The organism is Massilia sp. AB1, assembly GCF_018119385.1.
In the GTDB taxonomy this organism is placed as follows: domain Bacteria; phylum Pseudomonadota; class Gammaproteobacteria; order Burkholderiales; family Burkholderiaceae_D; genus Telluria.
Genome location: NZ_JAGKSG010000012.1, coordinates 85,383 through 105,759 on the forward strand (window position 1 = coordinate 85,383; position 20,377 = coordinate 105,759).

General features: G+C 65.8%; 17 protein-coding genes. 10 read left to right on the top strand and 7 right to left on the bottom strand.

Annotated elements, in window-relative coordinates; translation table 11 throughout:
• Nucleotides 1–14: 14 nt before the first annotated feature.
• Nucleotides 15–632 carry a TetR family transcriptional regulator gene (locus J8847_RS09585; RefSeq protein WP_211524473.1) on the bottom strand — a complete coding sequence of 206 codons (618 nt, stop codon included), beginning with the start codon at nt 630–632 and terminating at the stop codon, nt 15–17.
• 163 nt (nt 633–795) lie between these two features.
• Here J8847_RS09585 and J8847_RS09590 point away from each other — a divergent pair, with 163 nt between their 5' ends.
• The 3 genes from J8847_RS09590 to J8847_RS09600 are packed head-to-tail and all read left to right on the top strand — an operon-like array spanning nt 796 to nt 6,614.
• Nucleotides 796–2,010 (top strand): efflux RND transporter periplasmic adaptor subunit, encoded by a 1,215-nt coding sequence (locus J8847_RS09590; RefSeq protein ID WP_211524474.1) that lies wholly within the window; start codon nt 796–798, stop codon nt 2,008–2,010.
• 18 nt (nt 2,011–2,028) lie between these two features.
• Complete coding sequence (locus J8847_RS09595; protein ID WP_211524475.1) at nt 2,029–5,184, top strand: efflux RND transporter permease subunit; 3,156 nt, start codon at nt 2,029–2,031, stop codon at nt 5,182–5,184.
• Nucleotides 5,181–6,614 carry an efflux transporter outer membrane subunit gene (locus J8847_RS09600; RefSeq protein WP_211524476.1) on the top strand — a complete coding sequence of 478 codons (1,434 nt, stop codon included), beginning with the start codon at nt 5,181–5,183 and terminating at the stop codon, nt 6,612–6,614. The genes J8847_RS09595 and J8847_RS09600 overlap by 4 nt, the downstream gene beginning before the upstream one ends.
• Nucleotides 6,615–6,620: 6 nt before the next feature.
• Here the strand turns inward: J8847_RS09600 and J8847_RS09605 are convergent, their stop codons facing one another.
• Entirely contained in the window at nt 6,621–7,619 is a 999-nt protein-coding gene (locus J8847_RS09605) for a GlxA family transcriptional regulator (RefSeq protein ID WP_211524477.1), read from the bottom strand.
• A gap of 93 nt (nt 7,620–7,712) precedes the next feature.
• Here J8847_RS09605 and J8847_RS09610 point away from each other — a divergent pair, with 93 nt between their 5' ends.
• Entirely contained in the window at nt 7,713–8,153 is a 441-nt protein-coding gene (locus J8847_RS09610) for a thioesterase family protein (RefSeq protein ID WP_211524478.1), read from the top strand.
• A 119-nt stretch (nt 8,154–8,272) separates the two neighbouring features.
• Complete coding sequence (locus J8847_RS09615) at nt 8,273–9,010, top strand: hypothetical protein (protein ID WP_211524479.1); 738 nt, start codon at nt 8,273–8,275, stop codon at nt 9,008–9,010.
• Nucleotides 9,011–9,014: 4 nt separating this feature from the next.
• Here J8847_RS09615 and hemW read toward each other — a convergent pair whose 3' ends face one another.
• The 5 genes from hemW to J8847_RS09640 form a co-directional block, all read right to left on the bottom strand.
• Nucleotides 9,015–10,250, bottom strand: coding sequence for a radical SAM family heme chaperone HemW (gene hemW, locus J8847_RS09620; RefSeq protein ID WP_211524480.1), 1,236 nt, complete (start codon nt 10,248–10,250; stop codon nt 9,015–9,017).
• Nucleotides 10,247–10,831, bottom strand: a complete 585-nt coding sequence (gene rdgB, locus J8847_RS09625; RefSeq protein ID WP_211524481.1) for an RdgB/HAM1 family non-canonical purine NTP pyrophosphatase — start codon at nt 10,829–10,831, stop codon at nt 10,247–10,249. The genes hemW and rdgB overlap by 4 nt, the downstream gene beginning before the upstream one ends.
• A 176-nt stretch (nt 10,832–11,007) precedes the next feature.
• Nucleotides 11,008–11,742 carry a ribonuclease PH gene (rph, locus tag J8847_RS09630; protein ID WP_211524482.1) on the bottom strand — a complete coding sequence of 245 codons (735 nt, stop codon included), beginning with the start codon at nt 11,740–11,742 and terminating at the stop codon, nt 11,008–11,010.
• Nucleotides 11,743–11,764: 22 nt separating this feature from the next.
• Nucleotides 11,765–12,691, bottom strand: a complete 927-nt coding sequence (locus tag J8847_RS09635) for a PP2C family serine/threonine-protein phosphatase (RefSeq protein ID WP_211524483.1) — start codon at nt 12,689–12,691, stop codon at nt 11,765–11,767.
• Nucleotides 12,692–12,700: 9 nt separating this feature from the next.
• A complete protein-coding gene (locus tag J8847_RS09640; protein ID WP_211524484.1) occupies nt 12,701–13,684 on the bottom strand; it encodes a serine/threonine-protein kinase in 984 nt (327 codons plus the stop codon).
• A gap of 200 nt (nt 13,685–13,884) precedes the next feature.
• Here J8847_RS09640 and J8847_RS09645 point away from each other — a divergent pair, with 200 nt between their 5' ends.
• From J8847_RS09645 to J8847_RS09665, 5 genes are all read left to right on the top strand, one after another.
• Nucleotides 13,885–14,772 carry a YicC/YloC family endoribonuclease gene (locus tag J8847_RS09645; protein ID WP_211524485.1) on the top strand — a complete coding sequence of 296 codons (888 nt, stop codon included), beginning with the start codon at nt 13,885–13,887 and terminating at the stop codon, nt 14,770–14,772.
• Nucleotides 14,773–14,903: 131 nt separating this feature from the next.
• Entirely contained in the window at nt 14,904–15,551 is a 648-nt protein-coding gene (gmk, locus tag J8847_RS09650) for a guanylate kinase (protein WP_211524486.1), read from the top strand.
• A gap of 49 nt (nt 15,552–15,600) precedes the next feature.
• The gene (gene rpoZ / locus J8847_RS09655; protein WP_005665923.1) at nt 15,601–15,804 is read left to right on the top strand and encodes a DNA-directed RNA polymerase subunit omega; all 204 of its coding nucleotides are present in this window, start codon (nt 15,601–15,603) and stop codon (nt 15,802–15,804) included.
• A 77-nt stretch (nt 15,805–15,881) separates the two neighbouring features.
• On the top strand, nt 15,882–18,125 hold the full coding sequence (locus J8847_RS09660) for a bifunctional (p)ppGpp synthetase/guanosine-3',5'-bis(diphosphate) 3'-pyrophosphohydrolase (RefSeq protein ID WP_229429595.1): 2,244 nt from the start codon (nt 15,882–15,884) through the stop codon (nt 18,123–18,125).
• 21 nt (nt 18,126–18,146) lie between these two features.
• Nucleotides 18,147–20,363 carry a tetratricopeptide repeat protein gene (locus J8847_RS09665; RefSeq protein WP_211524487.1) on the top strand — a complete coding sequence of 739 codons (2,217 nt, stop codon included), beginning with the start codon at nt 18,147–18,149 and terminating at the stop codon, nt 20,361–20,363.
• The last annotated feature ends 14 nt before the right edge of the window (nt 20,364–20,377 follow it).

Consider the following 20,377-nt stretch of genomic DNA (forward strand, 5'->3'; position numbering starts at 1 on the left):
TTGGTGCGCCCGCTTCAGCAAGCCCGCAGGCCCGCCAGGTAGGTGTCGACCACATGCCCGCCCACCGCAAGCAGCTCGAAGCTGGTGGGTTCGAAGATCCAGTTGCGGATCAGGCCATCGATCATGATCCAGCAGCCCATCGCCGACTCGCGGGTGCCGAGCTCGGGCCGCAGCATGCCCTTCTCCTTCGCCTGCTTCAAATGGCCTTCCATCTTGTCCTGCCACAGGCCGATCGATTCGCGCCGGCGCGCGCGTACCGAGTCGACTTCGTCCACGAACTCGGTCTTGAGGGTGGCGATCTCGAACACGCGGCGCGCCTTTTCGTCCTCGGCCACGATGCGCAGCACCGTCATCATCTCGTCGCGCAGGCATTGCAGCGGGTCGGTGACTTCGCGCTGCTCCAGCACCTGCATCGCTTCTTCGATCGGAAACTTGCCGCGGTCCATCATCGCGTTGAACAAGGCGCCCTTGTCCAGGAAATGCCAATAGATCGCACCGCGCGTCACGCCCGCCGCGCTTGCTATATGCTGCAACGTTGTCCTTGAAACGCCTTGTTTCGCGAACAATATTTCCGCTGCGTCTAGAATACTGTCGCGGGTCGCGGCCGCTTCTTCCTTGGTACGACGGGCCATCTTTGAACGCCTATTCCAAAAATCGGATGACAAAACAATTTACATACAATCGTGATAGTATATAAAACTGACTGCAAAATCCAGCGATGATATCGCTCTCACGGGAGAAGTTGTTGTTGTGAGAGTGCGTCATCCTGTTTCATTAACTAGAAGGAAGCATGTAATGCGCTCTGCCAACTCCTCTTCCCTGTCCATGACCCGGGTTGCCGCCGCTACCCTGGCGGCCCTGGTGCTGCTGTCCGCCTGCGGCAAGAAAGACGCAGCCGCCCCTGGCGCCGGGGGCCCCGGCGGCCAGATGCCGGCCCCGGAAGTCGGCGTCATCACCACCAAATTCGAACCGGTCGCCCTGCAGACCGAATTGCCGGCGCGCGCCGAGCCGGTCCGCACCGCCCAGGTGCGCGCTCGCGTCAACGGCGTCGTCCTGAAGCGCCTGTTCACCGAGGGAAGCGAAGTCAAGCAAGGCCAGTCGCTGTTCCAGATCGATCCGGCGCCTTACCAGGCCCAGCTTAACAGCAGCCAGGCGGCGCTGGCGCGCGCCCAGGCCACCCTGAACCAGGCCAGCGCCCAGGCCAAGCGCTACGCGCCGCTGGCCGAAGCCAAGGCGATCAGCGAACAGGAATACACCAACGCCGTCGCCGCCCAGAAGACGGCCGAGGCCGAAGTGGCGGCCGCCCGGGCCCAGCTGCGCGTCTCGCAGATCAACCTCGGCTATTCCAACGTCTACGCCCCGATCTCCGGCCGCATCGGCCGCGCCCTGGTGACCGAAGGCGCGCTGGTGTCCGCCGCCGAAGCCACCGAAATGGCGCTGATCCAGCAGACCAACCCGATGTACCTGAACATCACCCAGTCGGCCAGCGAGCTGCAGCGCCTGCGCAAGCAGGCCGGCGCCTCGAAGCTTGCATCAAGCCTGCCGGTCACCGTGATGCTGGACGACGGCACCGAAATGCCGGTGCGCGGCAAGCTGCTGTTCTCGGACGTGACCGTGGATCCGAGCACCGGCCAGGTGACCCTGCGCGCCACCGTGCCGAACGCCGACAACGCCCTGCTGCCGGGCCAGTACGTGCGCGTGCGCCTGGCCCAGGCCGAACTGCCGAACGGCATCCTGGTGCCCCAGCAGGCCGTCACCCGCGGCGGCGCTCAGGGCGACACCCTGACCGTCATCGGCGCCGACAACAAGCCGGTCCCGCGCACCGTCAAGATCGCCTCGCAGAACGGCCAGAACTGGGTCGTCACCGAAGGCCTGAAGGAAGGCGAGCGCGTGATGGTCGACGGCTTCCAGAAGCTCCAGATGCTGCCGCCGGGCACCCCGGTCAAGACCGTGCCGTGGACGCCGAAGGCCCAGACGGCCGCCGCGCCGGCCCCGGCAGCCGCGAAGTAAGCAAGAACAGGAACTCCAATGGCACGCTTTTTCATTGACCGCCCTATTTTCGCCTGGGTGATCGCGCTGTTCATCATGGTGATCGGCGGCGTCTCGATCACCCAGCTGCCGATCGCGCAGTATCCGAACGTGGCTCCGCCATCGATCGTGATCAACGCCGCCTACCCGGGCGCCTCCGCACAGACCCTGGAAGACTCGGTCATCTCCGTCATCGAACGCGAGATGAACGGCTCGCCGGGCCTGATCTACATGGAATCGAGCAGCTCCGCCAACGGCAGCGGCTCGATCACCCTGACCTTCGAAACCGGCACCAACCCGGACCTGGCCCAGGTGGACGTGCAGAACCGCCTGTCGCGCGCGGCTCCGCGCCTGCCGCAGGCGGTGAACCAGCAGGGCGTGCGCGTCGACAAGGTGCGCGCGAACTTCCTGCTGTTCACGATCCTGTCGTCGGACGATCCGAAGTGGGACCCGATCGCGCTGGGCGACTACGCCTCGCGCACCGTGCTGCCTGAACTGCAGCGCATCAAGGGCGTCGGTACCGCCCAGCTGTTCGGCACCGAGCGCGCGATGCGCGTCTGGATCGACCCGGCCAAGCTGGTGGGCTTCCGCCTGTCCCCGGCCGACGTCAACAACGCGATCCGCAGCCAGAACGCCCAGGTGGCCTCGGGCACCATCGGCGAACTGCCGCTGGCCGCCGGCCAGGAAATCAACGCGACCGTGGTCGTGACCGGCCAGCTCTCGACCGTCGAACAGTTCGGCAACATCGTGCTGCGCGCGAATCCGGACGGTTCCACCGTGCGCCTGAAGGACGTGGCGCGCATCGAGATCGGCGGCCAGGGCTACGCCACCTCGGCGCGCCTGAACGGCAAGCCGTCGACCGGTATCGGTATCCAGCTGGCGCCGTCCGGCAACGCGCTCGAAACCGCGAAGCTGATCAAGGCGCGCATGGAAGAACTGTCGAAGTTCTTCCCGGCCGGGATGAAGTACGCGATCCCGTTCGACAGCTCCAAGTTCATCGACATCTCGATCGAGCAGGTGGTGCATACCCTGATCGAAGCGATCGTGCTGGTGTTCCTGGTGATGTACCTGTTCCTGCAGAACATCCGCTACACCCTGATCCCGACCATCGTGGTGCCGGTCGCCCTGCTCGGCTCCCTGGCTACCCTGCTGGCGCTGGGCTTCTCGATCAACGTGCTGACCATGTTCGGCATGGTGCTGGTGATCGGTATCGTGGTCGACGACGCCATCGTGGTGGTCGAGAACGTCGAGCGCATCATGAGCGAGGAAGGCTTGCCGCCGCTGCAGGCCACCCGCAAGGCGATGGGCCAGATCTCCGGCGCGATCATCGGCGTGACCGTGGTGCTGATGTCGGTGTTCGTGCCGCTGGCCTTCTTCGGCGGCGCGGTCGGCAACATCTACCGCCAGTTCGCGGCCGTCATGGTGTCCTCGATCGCCTTCTCGGCCTTCCTGGCGCTGACCCTGACCCCGGCGCTGTGCGCCCACCTGCTCAAGCCGGTGGAAGCAGGCCACCACCACGAGAAGAAAGGCTTCTTCGGCTGGTTCAACCGCAAGTTCACGGCCACCGCCAAGAACTACGAGAGCTGGGTCGCGCGCCTGCTGCGCGGCACCGGCCGCGCGATGCTGGTGTTCGTGGTCGTGACCGGCGTGGTCGCCCTGCTGTTCACGCGCATGCCGAATTCCTTCCTGCCGAACGAAGACCAGGGCTACGTGATCGCCAACATCCAGCTGCCGCCGGGCGCGACCCAGGAGCGCACCAGCGAGGTGATGCGCCAGGCCGAAGCCTTCATCATGAAGCAGCCGGAAGTCGCGAACATGGTCAGCGTGCTGGGCTTCTCGTTCTCGGGCTCCGGCCAGAACATGGCGCTGGCCTTCATTCCGCTCAAGGACTGGAGCGAGCGCAAAGGCGACGGTTCGAGCGCGCAGGCGCTGGCCGGCCGCATCATGGGCGGGCTGTCGGGCGTGCGCGACGCCTTCATCTTCGCGCTGTCGCCGCCGCCGATCCCGGAACTGGGCCGCGGCACCGGCTTCACCTTCCGCCTGCAGGACCGCGGCGGCAACGGCCACAACGCCCTGCTGGCGGCGCGTAACCAGCTGCTGGGCATGGCGGCGCAGAGCAAGATCCTGGCCGGCGTGCGTCCGGAAGGCCTGGAAGACGCGCCGCAGGTGATGCTCGACATCGACCGCGACAAGGCGCAGGCCCTGGGCGTGACCTTCGATGCGATCAATACCGCGATCTCGACCTCGCTCGGCTCGGCCTACGTGAACGACTTCCCGAACGCCGGCCGCCTGCAGCGTGTCGTGGTGCAGGCCGAGGCCAGCGCCCGCATGCAGCCGGACGACCTGCTGCGCCTGAACGCGATGAACGTGCAGGGCCAGCCGGTGCCGCTGTCGTCCTTCGCCACCACGCGCTGGATCACCGGTCCGATGCAGACCATCCGCTACAACGGCTATCCGGCGATGAGCATCGCGGGCGACGCCAAGCCGGGCTATTCGACCGGCGACGCGATGGCCGAGATGGAACGCCTCGCGGGCCAGCTGCCGTCCGGCTTCGCCTTCGAATGGACTGGCCAGTCGCGTGAAGAGAAGCTGTCCGGTTCGACCATGGGCATCCTGATGGCCTTCTCGATGCTGGCGATCTTCCTGGCGCTGGCGGCGCTGTACGAGAGCTGGTCGATTCCGGTCTCGGTGCTGCTGGTGGTGCCGCTGGGCGTGCTCGGCGCGATCCTGGCGGCGATGCTGCGCGGTTATCCGAACGACGTGTACTTCAAGATCGGCCTGGTGACCATCATCGGCCTGGCGGCGAAGAACGCGGTCCTGATCATCGAATTCGCGAAGGACCTGCAGGCGCAGGGCAAGTCACCGATGGAAGCGGCGATCCAGGCGGCGCACCTGCGCTTCCGTCCGATCATCATGACCTCGCTGGCTTTCATCCTGGGCGTGCTGCCGCTGGTGATCGCCGGTGGCGCGGGTTCGGCATCGCAGCGTGCGATCGGTACCGGCGTCATGGGCGGCATGATCACCGCGACGACCCTGGGCGTGCTCTTCGTTCCTGTATTCTTCGTCGTGATCCGCAAGTTCTTCAAGGGCAGCGAGCGCCAGCGCAAGAAGTACGCGCATGAAGAAGAAACCGTCGTCGTGGACAAGAAAATATGATCAAACACATCAAACTCATCGTGACTCCGCTGGCGCTGGCTATGGCGCTGGCAGGCTGCATGTCGCTGGCGCCCAAGTACGAGCGTCCGGCGGCGCCGGTGGCGGGCAGCTTCCCTGGCGTGCCGCGTGCGGCCACCGCACCGGCCAACGCGGCCGCCACGGAAGCGGCAGCCAACATGGAATGGCAGCGCTTCTTCGCCGACGCGCGCCTGCGCCAGCTGATCGAGCTGTCGCTGGCCAACAACCGCGACCTGCGCATCGCCATCGCCAACATCGAGCAGGCGCGCTCGCAGTACCGCATCCAGCGTGCGGACCGTCTGCCGACGGTGGGCGCCGCCATCACAGGCCAGCGCCAGACCACCGGCGAAGACGAACCGATCAACAGCGTCTACCAGGCCGGCTTCACGGTCTCCAGCTTCGAGCTCGACCTGTTCGGCCGCGTGCGCAACCTGTCGGATGCGGCGCTGGCGCAGTACCTCGCCACCGAGGAAGCGCGCAAGACCACGCAGATCAGCCTGGTCGCTTCGGTCGCCAACGCCTACCTGCAGCTGCTGGCGGACGAGGAATTGCTGTCCCTCGCCCAGCGCACCGTGCAGACCCGCGAGGAGTCGGACAAGCTGACCCAGCTGCGCTTCGAGAACGGCGTCGTGTCGCGCCTCGAGCTGCAGCAATCGCGCTCGCTGGTCGAGACCGCGCGCACCACCTTGGCGCAAGCCCAGCGCCAGCGCGCGCAGGACATCAACCTGCTGACCCTGCTGGTCGGCCAGCCGCTGCCTGAGCTGCAGCCGGGCGCGGTCACCCTCGCGGCGACCGAGCTGCCGGACCTGCCGGCCGGGCTGCCGTCCGACCTGCTGGCCAGCCGCCCGGACATCCGCGCGGCCGAGCAGCAGCTGATCGCCGCCAATGCCAACATCGGCGCGGCGCGCGCCAACTTCTTCCCGCGCATTTCGCTGACGGGCAGCGTGGGCAGCGCCAGCACCGAGCTGTCGGGGCTGTTCAAGAGCGGATCGTATGGCTGGACCTTTGCGCCGCAAGCGGTCCTGCCGATCTTCGACTACGGCCGCAACACCGCGGTGCTGGGTTCTGCCCGTGCGCAGCGCGATGTCGCGGTGGCCCAGTACGAGCGCTCGATCCAGACGGCCTTCCGCGAAGTGGCGGATGCGCTGGCGGGACAGGCGACCTTCAGCGAGCAGCTGCGCGCCCAGCGTGCCGTGGCCGAGGCGGAAAGCGAGCGCTTCAACCTGTCGGACCTGCGTTACCGGAATGGGGCGGCGAGCTACCTGGATCTGCTGGATGCGCAGCGTTCGCTGTTCCAGGCGCAGCAGCTGGCGATTCAGGCGAACCTGCAGCGTTTGCAGAATCAGGTCACCCTGTACCGCGTGCTGGGCGGGGGATGGACGGAGCCTGCGGCGCCGGTCGCGGCGCGCTGAGCGACTTTATCGGAACGGGCCTTCGGGCCCGTTTTTTATTGCAGTGGTGTGCGCGAAGCTTGGGTTCCGCAACTCGCGTACGCCCTTGCCCAGCCGCTTGCGCAACAAGGACCGCAGCGTCGCCCCATCCTTATACCCGACCTGCTCCGCAATCCGCTCCACCGAAGAATCGCTCGTTCTGAGCAAATGCACCGCCCGCTCGATCCGCAGATCCTGCACATGCTCGACAGGCGTCTTCCCCAAGGTATCCGCCATCCTTCGCGCTAGGGTACGCTTGCTGGTCGCCAGCGCCCCCGCCGCCGCCTCCAGGCTGAAACGCTTCGCCAGATGCTCCCGTGCCCACCGGTCGAAGCCGGCAACGAGCGGATCGTGGTGCAGCAGATGATCCGAGATCACATACGCACTCTGGCTCGGCCGCGCATCGACGATCAGGTAGCGCGCTACCAATGCCGCCAGCTCGGGACTGGACTGCCGGATCAACCACAGCGCCAGGTCCAGGTGCCCCAGCGCCGCGCCCGCGGTGACGAACTGCCCCGACTGCACCACCATGCGCCGCGCGTCCAAACCCACATGCGGATGGCGTTCGCGGAACATCGGCGTCAGCCACCAGGTGCAGGTCGCCTCATGCCCGTCCAGCAGCCCCGTCTCCGCCAGCACGAAGGCGCCGATGCAGGGCGCCGCGATGCGCACGCCCTGCTCCGCCCAGCGCCGCAGCGCCAGGCCCGCGTCGCGGACTTCCTCGCTCGCCAGCGCTTGCGCCAAAGGCTCCGGCATCTTGTACCCGATCGCCGGTACGATCACCAGGTCCGGCACGCCGCAGCTCTCCACCGGCACCACCGGCACGCCCAGCCCCTGCGCGCTGCGCACCTCGGCGCGCACACCGGCCAGCGTGAGTTCGAAGGGCGCGTGCGGCCCGGCCAGTTCGCCGGCAGTGCGGAATGCATCGAGCACCGTGGCCAATCCGGTGTCAAATACGGCATTCAGGGCGAGGACGACGATGCGCATGGCAAATTCGGTATCGATATAGTCAATTCTGCCAGTTTCTCATTGCCACCCGCCGCTGTACAGTGACGCTTGCTTCGAATAAGGAGAAACACCATGTTCCAGAAAACCCTGGTCGCCGGATGGGGCGACATGGACTTCAATGCCCACATGCGCAATACCGCCTACCTCGACAAGTCGGCCGACGTGCGCATGATGTATTTCGCCGAGCACGGCTTTCCGATGAGCGAGTTCATGCGCCTGCAGCTGGGGCCGGTGGTGATGCGCGACCAGATCGAGTACTTTCGCGAATGCCGCCTGCTCGACGAGATCACGGTCACCTTCGAGATGGCGGGGCTGTCGGAGGACGCCAGCCGCATGAACCTGCGGAACACCTTTTACCGCGAGGGCGTGCTGCGCGCGCGCGTGACCTCGCTGGGCGGTTGGTTCGACCTGCGCCAGCGCAAGCTGACCGTCCCGCCCCCCGAGCTTGCCGACCTGCTGCGCAGCCTGGCGCGCACCGAGGATTTCGCCGGCCTGCCGGGGAGCGCGCGCTGATCCGGCGTGTTGAAGCGCGGAATTGATTGCGCGCGGACGCGGGCCGGGAACGATTTGGCTACACTGGACGCATCGACCGCTTGATGCGCCTTGGGCGCTTGCCGGCCATGCGACAATTCTTGCACACACACTGGAAGCTGATTGCGATCCTGCTTGCCATCGTGCTGGCGCTGATCACGGCGGAAATCGATTCCGCCCCCGCCGCGCCGCCGCTGACGGCGCGCCTGCGCGCCCACGTGGAAGCGACGTCCACCACGGCGCCTGATGCTTCCGGACGCTATATCGAGACCACGCTCAAGCGCTTCGGCTACGCGCCTGTGCGCGTACGCCAGGCGCGCGATATCGAAGTGTCGATTGCGAACCTGGCGCCGGGCGCACGGCCCGAACGCGTCTTCATCGTCGGCGACCGCGGCGGCGGCACGGCGGCAGTGCTGGAGCTGGCGCGCATCCTGAAGACCATGCAGCCCAGCCGCGGCACCGAGATCCGCTTCGTATTCTTCGCCGATCAGGCGCCCGTGGAGAGTGCGGATGGGCTGCCGGAGGCAGGCAGCTTCATCGCCTTCGCCGGCACCATGGAGGCGTCGGCGCGGGTGCGCCAGGCGCTGGACGCCTTCAGGGAACAGACGGAAACGCTGGATCACGGCCTGGCGGCGCCGGCCCATGTGATGGGCGTGACCCTGTCGGACCATCGCAGCCGCGAGCGTCCCGGCTCCCCTGCCCTGTTGATCACCGAGACCGGCTTCCTGGACTACCCCTACCATCGCACTTCGGAGAAAGTGGACGTGGACGGCATGGCGCGCGTGGTCAGCGGCCTGGCGCGCACCATCACCGCGCTCGCCGGCGCGGTACGCATCTAGCAGCTCACTCGGCCAGGAACATCTCCTGCAGGTCGTTCAGGAAGCGCTGGCCCAGTTCGGTCGGGCGGATCAGCTTGTGGTCGCGGTAGAGCAGGCCCTTGGCCTCGGCCTCGTTCAGGGCTTTGCCGATGGTGCTGATGCTCATGCCGGTGCGCTCGCCGAACAGGTTCGGATCGAAGCCGTCGACCAGGCGCAGCGCGTTGAGCATGAATTCGAAACCCATGTCGGCGCGGCCGATCTCGCGCTCTTCCTGCACCGGGTTGCCGCGCCTGGCCGCCTCGATGAAGGAGGCCGGCTGCTTGAAGCGCGCCTGGCGCAGGATGCGGTGCGGGAAGGAGATCTTCGAATGCGCACCGGCGCCGATGCCGAGGTAGTCGCCGAACTGCCAATAGTTCAGGTTGTGGCGCGCGCGGCGGCCCTTCTGTGCGTAGGCCGATACTTCGTAGTGTTCGTAACCCGCTGCGGCGGTCACCTCCGCGATCATGTCCTGCATGTCGGCGCTGGTGTCGTCGTCCGGCAGCTGCGGCGGATACTTGGCGAACACGGTGTTCGGTTCCATCGTCAGGTGGTACAGCGACAGGTGCGGCGGCTCGAAGGACAGCGCGGTCTCCAGGTCGTGGCGGGCTTCGTCCAGCGACTGCGAGGGCAGCGCGTACATCAGGTCGAGGTTGAAATTGTCGAAGGTGGATTTCGCGATCTCGACCGCGCGGAGAGCCTCGTCGCCGTCGTGGATGCGGCCCAGTGCCTTGAGGTGGGCCGGGTTGAAGCTCTGGATGCCGATCGACAGGCGGTTGACGCCGCTGCTGCGATAGGCCTTGAAGCGCTCGGATTCGAAGGTGCCGGGATTGGCTTCCATCGTGATCTCGGCGTCGAGCTCCAGCGGCAGCAGGGTGCGCACCATGGCCAGCAGCTGGTCCAGGGCTTGCGCCGACATCAGGCTGGGCGTACCGCCGCCGATGAACACCGTGTGGATCTTGCGGCCCCAGATCAGGGGCAGCGACTGCTCCAGGTCCAGGCGCACGGCGTCCAGGTATTCCTGCTCGGGCACCTCGCCCTTGGCCTCGTGCGAATTGAAATCGCAGTAGGGGCACTTGCGCACGCACCAGGGCCAGTGGATGTAGAGCGACAGCGGCGGCAGCGCGGTCAGGTTCAGCGCGCCCGGCTGCAGGTATTGCAGCGCGGCGGTGGCGGGATTACGGGGCTCGCTCGGCGCTGGGCCAGCGACTTTAATGGGGATCATTTCAGTTTCTCGACGAGCGCACGCAGGGCCTGGCCGCGGTGCGACATGGCGTTTTTCCGGGCCGGGTCCAGTTCGGCGGTGGTTTGTCCAAGCGACGGGATCAGGAAGTGCGGATCGTAGCCGAAGCCGTTGGCGCCGCGCGGCTGGTCGATGATTTCCCCGTTCCAGCGGCCGTCGGCGATCACCGGCTGCGGGTCGTCCGCGTGGCGCACGTAGACCAGCACGCAGTAGTAATAGGCCGACTTGTCGGCCTGAAGGGCCAGGTCGGCCACCAGCTTCTCATTGTTGCGGGCGTCGGATTTCGGTTCGCCCGCATAGCGCGCCGAATAGACGCCCGGTGCGCCGCCCAGGGCGTTCACGCACACGCCCGAATCGTCGGCCAGCGCCGGCAGGCCGGTCAGGCGCGCGGCGTGACGGGCTTTGGCCAGCGCGTTTTCGACGAAGGTGCCGAACGGCTCTTCCGCTTCCGGTACATTGAATTCGCCTTGCGGGTGCAGTTCGAAACCGATGGGTTCGAGGAGCTGGGCGAATTCCTTCAGCTTGCCGGCGTTGTTGGAGGCGAGGATCAGGCGTTGGGTCATGGTGTGTGTGGGAGTGGGTTCTGCGGAGGGGGGATATTTTACTGCTTTGGGGTGATGCGTGCTGTAGTTGCGGCGGTGCGAACTTGGGTCCCGGCCTTCGCCGGGACGACGGTCTTAGAGCTTGCCACTTCGACCAGCACGTCGTTCCGGCGAAGGCCGGAACCTAAGTTTGCTTGCTAAATCGCCAACCCCAGCGCCTGCCGCTGCAGCTTCACGAGATCCGTAATCCCCAGCTGCGCCAGGTCCAGCAAGCGATTCATCCCGGCCCGATCAAACGCCGCCCCTTCAGCCGTGCCCTGCACCTCGATAAAGTGCCCCGCCTCGGTCATCACCACATTCATATCGGTATCGCAATCCGAATCCTCGACATAATCCAGGTCCAGCACCGGCGTGCCGCGATACACGCCCACCGAGATCGCCGCCACGAAGTGCCGCACCGGCACCGCGGCCACGACGCCCCGGCCCACCAGCGCGTTGAAGGCGTCATACGCCGCCACCATCGCGCCGGTAATCGACGCCGTGCGCGTGCCGCCATCCGCCTGGATCACGTCGCAGTCCAGGTGCAGGGTGCGTTCGCCAAACGCTTCCAGGTCGAACGCCGCCCGCAGCGAACGCCCGATCAAACGCTGGATCTCCTGCGTGCGGCCGGTCTGCTTGCCGCGCGCGGCCTCGCGGTCCATGCGGGTGTGGGTCGAGCGCGGCAGCATGCCGTATTCGGCCGTCAGCCAGCCCTGCCCCTTCCCTTTCAGGAAAGGCGGCACCTTATCTTCGATGCTGGCGGTGCAGATCACCTTGGTGTCGCCGCATTCGATCAGGACCGAACCCTCGGCATGCTTGGTGTACTGGCGCGTGATGCGGATCGGACGCAGCTGGTCGACCGCGCGCCCGCTCGGGCGGTGTTCAAATGTCATGTCTTGGTTTCCTATTTATTTCTTATTTGAGTAACTGGGAAGACTTCTCGATCGCCTCGCGAATCTCGGCGATCGCCTTTTCGATCTCGTCCTCGTCGAACGCGTCGGTCTCGGAAGGCGCCGGCTGGCCGGCGGTGATCGTCGAGCTGACTTCGTCCTCGGGCAGCATCTGGGTAGAGATGATGTTCTTCATGTCGGCGCCCGGCACATCAGCCCCTTGCCACATGATACCGAGCGCCGTGGTGTTGTCGGCGCGCGCGCCGCCGATCGCGGTCGCCATCGACACCATGTCCGGAATCGCCTGGACGATGGTGGAGGTCGAGAGCCGGTGCAGGATCTCGCTGTCGGGCAGCATGCCCCACAGGCCGTCGGAACACAGCAGCAGCACGTCGCCCGGTTCCAGGCTGGCCTGGCGCGACAGTTCCACCTTGGGCGTGCCGGACGCGCCCAGGCAGTTGTACAGCTTGTTGCGGTCCGGGTGCGTGTTGCGTTCCGATTCCAGGGCCTTGCCCTTCTCGATCAGGTATTCCAGGTGCGAGTGGTCGCGCGTGCGCGCCAGGATCTGGTTGCGGCGCAGCCAGTACAGACGCGAATCGCCGCAGTGCGCCCACATCGCGCAATTGTGCTGCACCAGGCAAGCGACCACCGTGGTGCGCGGGGTGTCGGGCAGCTGGTGCCTGGCCGCGTAATCGAGGATGTCGCGGTGCGCCTGCTGCAAGGCCTCTTCCAGGAAGCGCTCGGGCTTCTTCACATACGGCTTGGCCTGCATGCGGAACATCATCGAGATGGTCTGCAAGGCGATGGTGGCGGCGATCTCCCCGCGCAGGTGGCCGCCCATGCCGTCGGCCAGCACCAGCAGCAGCGCGTCGCGCGTGAAGCTGTAGCCCATGCGGTCCTGGTTGACCTTGCGCCCGCCGATGTGGCTTTGCTGGTAGACGGAAAACTGCATGACGGCTCCTTAGCTCCCTGCTTTGCGGCCGAAACCGAGCCGGCCGGCCAGCCCGCGCCAGCCGGATGGGCGCTCTTCTTCGGCGGATTCCGGCTCGGGAACCGGCACCGCAGGCGCGGCCTGCAGCATCTTCTGGATCGCGAACACGCTTTGCGGGCGCGCCAGCGGATCGAGCGCCAGGCAGGACCGCACCATGGCCACCAGCTCGCGCGAATAGCGCAATTCCAATGCATCCAGTTGTCCCGGCAGCTTGTCCTCCAGCCTGCGCGCGTCCACCGCCTGCGGCGTGGTGCAGGCCATGCACGCGAACATGGCCGCGCCGATGCTGTAGATGTCGGTCCACGGGCCCAGGGCCGTGCCCTTGGCGCTCAGCTCCGGCGCGGCGAAGCCCGGCGTGTACATCGGCGCCAGCATGGGCGCGTCGATGTTGATGGTCTGGCGCGCGGCGCCGAAGTCCAGCAGCAGGGGCGAACCGTCGGTGCGCAGGTAGATGTTGGCCGGCTTGAGGTCCAGGTGCAGCAGCTTGTTGGCGTGGACTTCGCGCAGGCCGCCGCAGACGCCGTTGAATACCTGGCGCACGAACTGCTCTCCCAGGCGGCTTCCGCGCTGGGCCGCGCGCGCGATATGGTCTTGCAGGGTGTGGCCGGATTCGTAGGCCATCACCATGTAGACCGTTTCGTTCGCGCGGAAGAAATTCACTACCCGCACCACGTTGGGGTGGACGATCTTGGCCAGCGCCCTGCCTTCTTCGAAGAAGCATTTCAGGCCGATGCGGAAGATCGGTAAATTCGGCTTTGAAACCACCGGTATGAGCTCGCCCGGTTGGCGCAAAGCCAGCGCGCTGGGGAGGTATTCCTTGATGGCGACCGCGTTGCCCTCGGCGTCATATGCCAGATAAACAATACTGAACCCACCGGACGCAATTTTCTTTACAATGCGGTATCCGGCAATTTCCAGGCCATCGGGCAGGGGTGCGTTATTCTGAGTGGCCATCCAAGTGGGTTTCCTTGCTAAACAGGACGATTGTGTGGATAAATATCGGCTTTGTAAAGAATAAGAGCGTCCGAGAAAGCCCTCAGGGCAAGGCGCATCGTCGAAGACAGTACATCAGTACGGCGAGACGATGCAACGCCGCCATGAGGGTTTTATCGGGCGCTCTATAAAAACCGGGGATCCCTTTGAGCATTTCAAGCATGACTGGCTATGCGGTCGCCACCAGCGAAGGCGCTGCCGGCACCCTCACGATCGAGATCAAGAGCGTCAACTCGCGCTTCCTCGATCTTCAGTTCCGCATCAACGACGAGCTGCGCGCGCTGGAACCCGACCTGCGTTCGGCCATCATGGCCGCCATCACCCGCGGCAAGGTGGAAGTGCGCCTCTCCTTCGGCCGCAAGGCCAGCGGCGGTTCGCAAGCCCTCAACCAGGAGCTGCTGAACGACCTCGCCCGCCTGCAGGCCGAAGTCACGCGCCACTTCGCGTCCGCGTCCCAGATGAGCGTCGCGGAACTGCTGCGCTGGCCGGGCGTGATCGAGGAATCGACCATCGGCCAGGAATCGCTCCAGGCCGACGTCGCGGCCCTCACCAAGACCACCATCGAAGCTTTCGTGGAAAGCCGCAAGCGCGAAGGCGCGGCGCTGGAAGCCATGCTGCAGTCGCGCATCGATTCGATGGAAGCCATCGTCAAGCGCATCACCCCGCTCATCCCCCAGGTGATTGCGCAATTCCAGCAAAAGGCCATCGAGCGCATGCAGGACGCGCTGGGCCTGGCCGGCCATGGCAACGGGACGACCCTGACGCGCCAGGAAGTGCTGGAGCGCATCCGCCAGGAAGTGACCCTGTACGGCATCCGCATCGACGTGTCGGAAGAGCTGTCGCGCCTGTCGGCCCACCTGAACGAAACCCGTCACATCCTGAAGAAAGGCGGCCAGGTCGGCAAGCGCCTCGACTTCATGATGCAGGAACTGAACCGCGAAGCGAACACGCTCGGCGCCAAGGCCTCGGTCAAGGAACTGGCCGATGCCTCGATGGAGCTCAAGCTGCTGATCGAGCAGATGCGCGAGCAGGTGCAGAACCTCGAGTAATCAACGCTTCGCTGGACGCGTGGACGGGGGACCCGTCCACCCTACGGGTACGATCACGTAGGGTGGACGGGTTTCCCGTCCACGCGTTCAACGTTAACATCAGTAATCGCAAAAAACAGAAGGAAACAACCATGATCCCAACCGCCTTCTCCGGCAGCCTGTTCATCGTCGCGGCCCCGTCGGGCGCCGGCAAGTCGACCCTGGTCAATGCGCTGCTGGCGCAGGAACCGGGCATCAAGCTGTCGATCTCGACCACCACCCGCCCGCCCCGCCCGGGCGAGCAGGACGGCCGCGAATACTACTTCACCACCGCCGACGACTTCGTCAACCGCGCCGAGCGCGGCGAATTCCTGGAATGGGCCGAAGTGCACGGCAATTACTACGGCACCAGCCGCCTGACCGTGGAACAGGAAATGAAGACCGGCACCGACATCCTGCTGGAAATCGACTGGCAGGGCGCCCGCCAGGTCAAGAAGCAGTTCCCGGCCGCGGCCGGCATCTTCATCCTGCCGCCGTCGATCGAAGCCCTGGAGGAGCGCCTGCACAAGCGCGGGACCGACGAGCCCCACATCATCACCCGCCGCCTGCTGGCTGCCGGGGGTGAGATGGCTCACGCTCCGGAGTTCGAATATGCTATCATCAACGAAGAGTTCAACGTCGCCCTCGCAGAACTGCAGGCGATTGTCAAAGCGACACGTTGCCGTTTCGCCCAGCAGGCGGCCCGCAACGCTACGCTGTTTGCCCAGCTGGGAATCCACGCGCAACAACCACAACCGTAAGCGGCCCGCCCGCGCGGTTTGCTATTTAGATTGCTATTAGGAGCACAACATGGCCCGTATCACCATCGAAGACTGCCTCAAGAACGTCCCGAACCGCTTCCAGCTGACCCTGGCTGCTACCTACCGCGCTCGTCAGTTGCTGCAGGGCCACACCCCGAAGGTCGAAGCCAAGGACAAGCCGACCGTCGTTGCTCTGCGTGAAATCGCTGCAGGCAAAGTCGGCCTGGAAATGCTGAAAAAGGTGCCGATGTAAGAGCAGGCATTGCCTGGATGCGTCATCCCGTTAATCTGTTATTCTGTAATTTCAACTGCGGTTTGACGACATAGCGTATGAATTTGCCTTATCCGGATTCGACTCATCCAGGCAACACCGGCGGCCGGGCCAAGCGCCAGGATAGCCGCCCGCAGGACCCGATCGAGGCCCCCGCTCCCGGCGTGGCCTCCGTCACGCAGCTGATCAACAAGCTGTCCGACTACCTCACCCCCGCTGAACTCAAGAAGGTCAAGGAAGCCTACCGCTTCTCGGACGAGATGCATCTCGGGCAGGTGCGCAAGTCGGGCGAGCCCTATATTTCCCATCCGATCGCCGTCGCCGAGATCTGCGCCGAGTGGAAGCTCGACGCCCAGGCCATCATGGCCGCCCTCCTCCACGACGTGATCGAAGACCAGGACGTCAAGAAGGACGACCTCGTGGAGCGCTTCGGCGCCCAGGTCGCGAACCTCGTCGACGGCCTGTCGAAACTGGAAAAGATCGAGTTCCAGAGCCAGGTCGAGGCGCAGGCGGAAAACTTCCGCAAGATGCTGCTGGCCATGGCTTCCGACGTGCGCGTGATCCTGATCAAGCTCGCCGACCGCCTGCACAATATGCGCACCCTCGGCGTGATGATCCCGGCCAAGAAGCGCCGCATCGCCAGCGAGACCATGGAAGTCTACGTGCCGATCGCGCACCGCCTCGGCCTGAACAACATCTACCGCGAGCTGCAGGACCTGTCCTTCTCGCACCTGTACCCGCTGCGCTACCAGACCCTGTCGAAGGCGATCAAGGCCGCGCGCGGCAACCGCCGCGAAGTGGTCAAGAAGATCCTCGAGGCGGTCAAGAACCAGCTGGCCACGGCCGGCATCCAGGCCGAAGTCTACGGCCGCGAAAAGACCCTGTACGGCATCTATAAAAAGATGCGCAACAAGCACCTGTCCTTCTCGCAGGTGCTGGACGTGTACGGCTTCCGCGTGGTGGTCGACACCGTGCCCAACTGTTACGTGGCCCTCGGCACCCTGCACGCGCTGTACAAGCCGATGCCGGGCAAGTTCAAGGACTACATCGCGATCCGCAAGATCAACGGGTATCAGTCACTTCATACCACCCTGATCGGCCCCTACGGCACCCCGGTCGAATTCCAGATCCGCACCCAGGAAATGCACCGCACCGCGGAAAGCGGCGTGGCGGCGCACTGGCTGTACAAGACCGGCGACTCGAACATGTCCGACCTGCAGCAGCGTACCCATGCGTGGCTGCAGTCGCTGCTCGACATCCAGCAGCAGACCGGCGACTCGGCCGAGTTCCTGGAACACGTCAAGGTCGACCTGTTCCCCGATTCGGTCTACGTGTTCACGCCCAAGTCGAAGATCATCGCCCTGCCGCGCGGCGCCACGGCGCTCGACTTCGCCTACTCGATCCATACCGGCATCGGCGACCACACCGTCTCGGTCAAGATCAACAACGAAGAACAGCACCTGCGCACCGAGCTGCACAACGGCGACATCGTCGAGATCGTCACCGATCCGGAATCGCGCCCGAGCCCTACCTGGCTCAGTTTCGTCCGCACCGGCAAGGCGCGTTCGGCGATCCGCCATTACCTGCGCACGGTCAACGTCAACGAATCGGTGGAGCTGGGCCAGGAATTGCTGGCCGGCGCCCTGGCGCTGCGCAACATCCGCCCCGAGCTGGCCCCGGCCACCGTGGAAAAACTGCTGGCCGAATCCTCGGCCAAGTCGATGGACGAGCTGTACGCCGACATCGGCATCGGCAAGCGCATGGCGGCGCTGGTGGCGCGCCATATCTTCGGCCTGATGGAAGGCGATCCGGACCTGATGCCGACCAGCCAGCCGGCGCCGGCCAGCGACATCGACCCGGTCACGATCTATGGCAGCGAAGGCGTGGCGGTGCAGCTGGCGCCGTGCTGCCTGCCGATCCCGGGCGACCAGATCATCGGCCAGCTGCGCCGCGACCAGGGCCTGATCGTGCACACCTGCGAATGCCTGCCGGCCAAGCGGGTGCGCGCCAAGGAGCCGGACCGCTGGATCGCCGTGCAGTGGGGCGAGGAGCTGAACCGCCGCTTCGACTGCCGCATCCGCCTCCTGATCAACAACGAAAAAGGCATCCTGGCCCGCGTGGCCGCCGAGATCGGCGAATCCGACGCCAACATCACCTATGTGGGCATGGACGAGGATGACGAACACAGCATGACCCAGCTGCGCTTCACGATCCAGGTCAAGGACCGGGTCCACCTGGCGCAGCTGATCCGCAACCTGCGCAGGGTGGCCGGCGTGAACCGCGTCGAACGCGAGCGCTCCTGACCCCTTCCCGTCCTTCGCTTGATGAATCAACCGCCCCCACCGCCCAGCGAGGCCATCCAGGCATTGACGGAAGAAGCGCTGCAGGCCGCGCTGCGCGAATCGGAAGCGGGGCAGCTGGAACAGGCAGGCGCGCTGTACCGCGCCGTCCTCGAACTCCAGCCCTCCCACGCGGGCGCGCACTTCGGACTCGGATGGCTGGAACTGCAGGAGGGACGGCTGCACGATGCGATCCCGCACTTCGCCAATGCGGTGCAGCACGCCCCCGATGAAGAGCGCTACTGGATCGGCTACATCGACGTGCTGATGGAAGCGCGCCAGTTCGCCACCGCGCGCGAACTGATCGACCTGGGCCGGCGCCACGGCCTGCAGGACGCGGCGCTCGACGCCTTCGAACAGCAGCTGGCCAGCTCCAGCAAGCCGCAGCAGCAGGAGATCGACGCCGCCGCCGAGCTGTATGCGTGCGGGCGTTTCGACGACGCCGCCCATGCCGCGCGCGACCTCGCCGAACGCTTCCCCCAGCATCCTTTCGGCTGGAAGCTGCTGGGCGCCGTCCTCTACAAGAACCGTGCCGCCGTGCCCGCGCTGGAGGCGATGCGCAAGGCCGTGGCTTACGGCCCTGAGGATGCGGAATCGCTCACCAACCTGGGCATCGTGCTCAAGCGCCTCAGCCTGCTGGGCGAAGCCGAAAGCGTGCTCCGGCGCGCGATCGCGCTGCGGCCGGACAGCGCCCCCGCCTACAACCACCTGTCGGGCGTGGTGATGGAACTGGGCCGCCTGGCCGACGCGCAGACCAATGCGGAAGCCGCCGTGCGCCTGGCCCCGGACTATCTGGACGCCTGGCACTCGCTGGCGCTGGTCCTCGACCGCCGCGGCCGCTCGGACGAAGCACTGGCGGCCTACCGCCGCTTGCTGGAACGCGATCCGGGCAATGCCGATGTGAACACCAACATGCTGTTCTGCATGAGCCATATGGAGAGCGTGACGCCCGCCGAGCTGTTCGAGGAACACCGCCGCTACGGACAGCGGCTCGAAGCACGCGTGCGGCCTGCGCGCGGCTGGGATAATGCGCCCGAGCCGGAACGGCGCCTGCGCATCGGCATCGTGTCGGGCGACTTCCGCCGCCACGCGGTGGCCAGTTTCGTCGAGCCGCTGTTTGCCCGTCTTGCCGGGCGGCCTGGCCTGGCGCTGCATGCGTACTACAACTTCCCCGTCCACGACGACACGACCGCCCGCCTGCGCGGCTACATGGCGCAATGGCGCGACGTGGCCGCACTCGACGATGACGCACTGGACGCGCTGGTCCGCGCCGATGGCATCGACATCCTGATCGACCTGTCCGGCCACACTTCCCACAACCGCCTGCCCATGTTCGCGCGCAAGCCGGCGCCCGTGCAGGCGAGCTGGGTCGGCTACCCGGGCAGCACCGGCCTGGCCGCGATGGACTATTACATCAGCGACCGCTACCTGCTGCCGCCCGGCGAGCTCGACGCCCAGTTCACCGAGAAGCTGGCCCTGCTTCCCATGAAAATGGCGTTTTCCCCCACTACGGAAGCCCCGGACATCACGCCGCTGCCGATGCTGGAGAAAGGCTACCCGACCTTCGCCAGCTTCAACCGGGTCAGCAAGATCACGCGCGAAGTGATTGGCTTGTGGGCCAGGGTATTGCGCGCGGTACCGGATGCGCGAATGCTGATGGGCGGCATGCCCCGGGGCGGCGGCCATGAACACCTGGAGGCCTGGCTGCGGGAGGAAGGCATCGACCTGGAACGGGTCAGCTTCCATCCGCTCGTCGGCATGCGCACTTACCTGGAGATGTACAGCCAGATCGACATCTGCCTCGACACCTTCCCTTATTCCGGCGGCACCACCACCGCCTACGGCCTGTACATGGGCGTGCCGACCCTGACCCTGGCCGGCGCGACCATGCCCGGCCGCCAGACGGCATCCCACCTGGCGGCGAACGGAGCCTCGCAATTCATCGCCCACGACGCCGAGGATTTCGTCGGCAAAGGCGTCGCGGCATGCCGGGATCCGGCCTCGCTCGCGACATTGCGCGCCAGGCTGCGCGGCACGTCCCCGCAATGGTCTCCGGGCGCCGTGGATCGGATCGCCGACTGCGTGGAGTATGCGCTGCGGACGATGTGGAAGCGCTGGTGCGCAGGACTGCCGGCCGCGGCCTTCGAGGTGCCGCTGGAGCTCGCGGCACGGAACGGCCGAGGCCGGCCGGACCAGGGCTAGGACCGGCGGCGGGT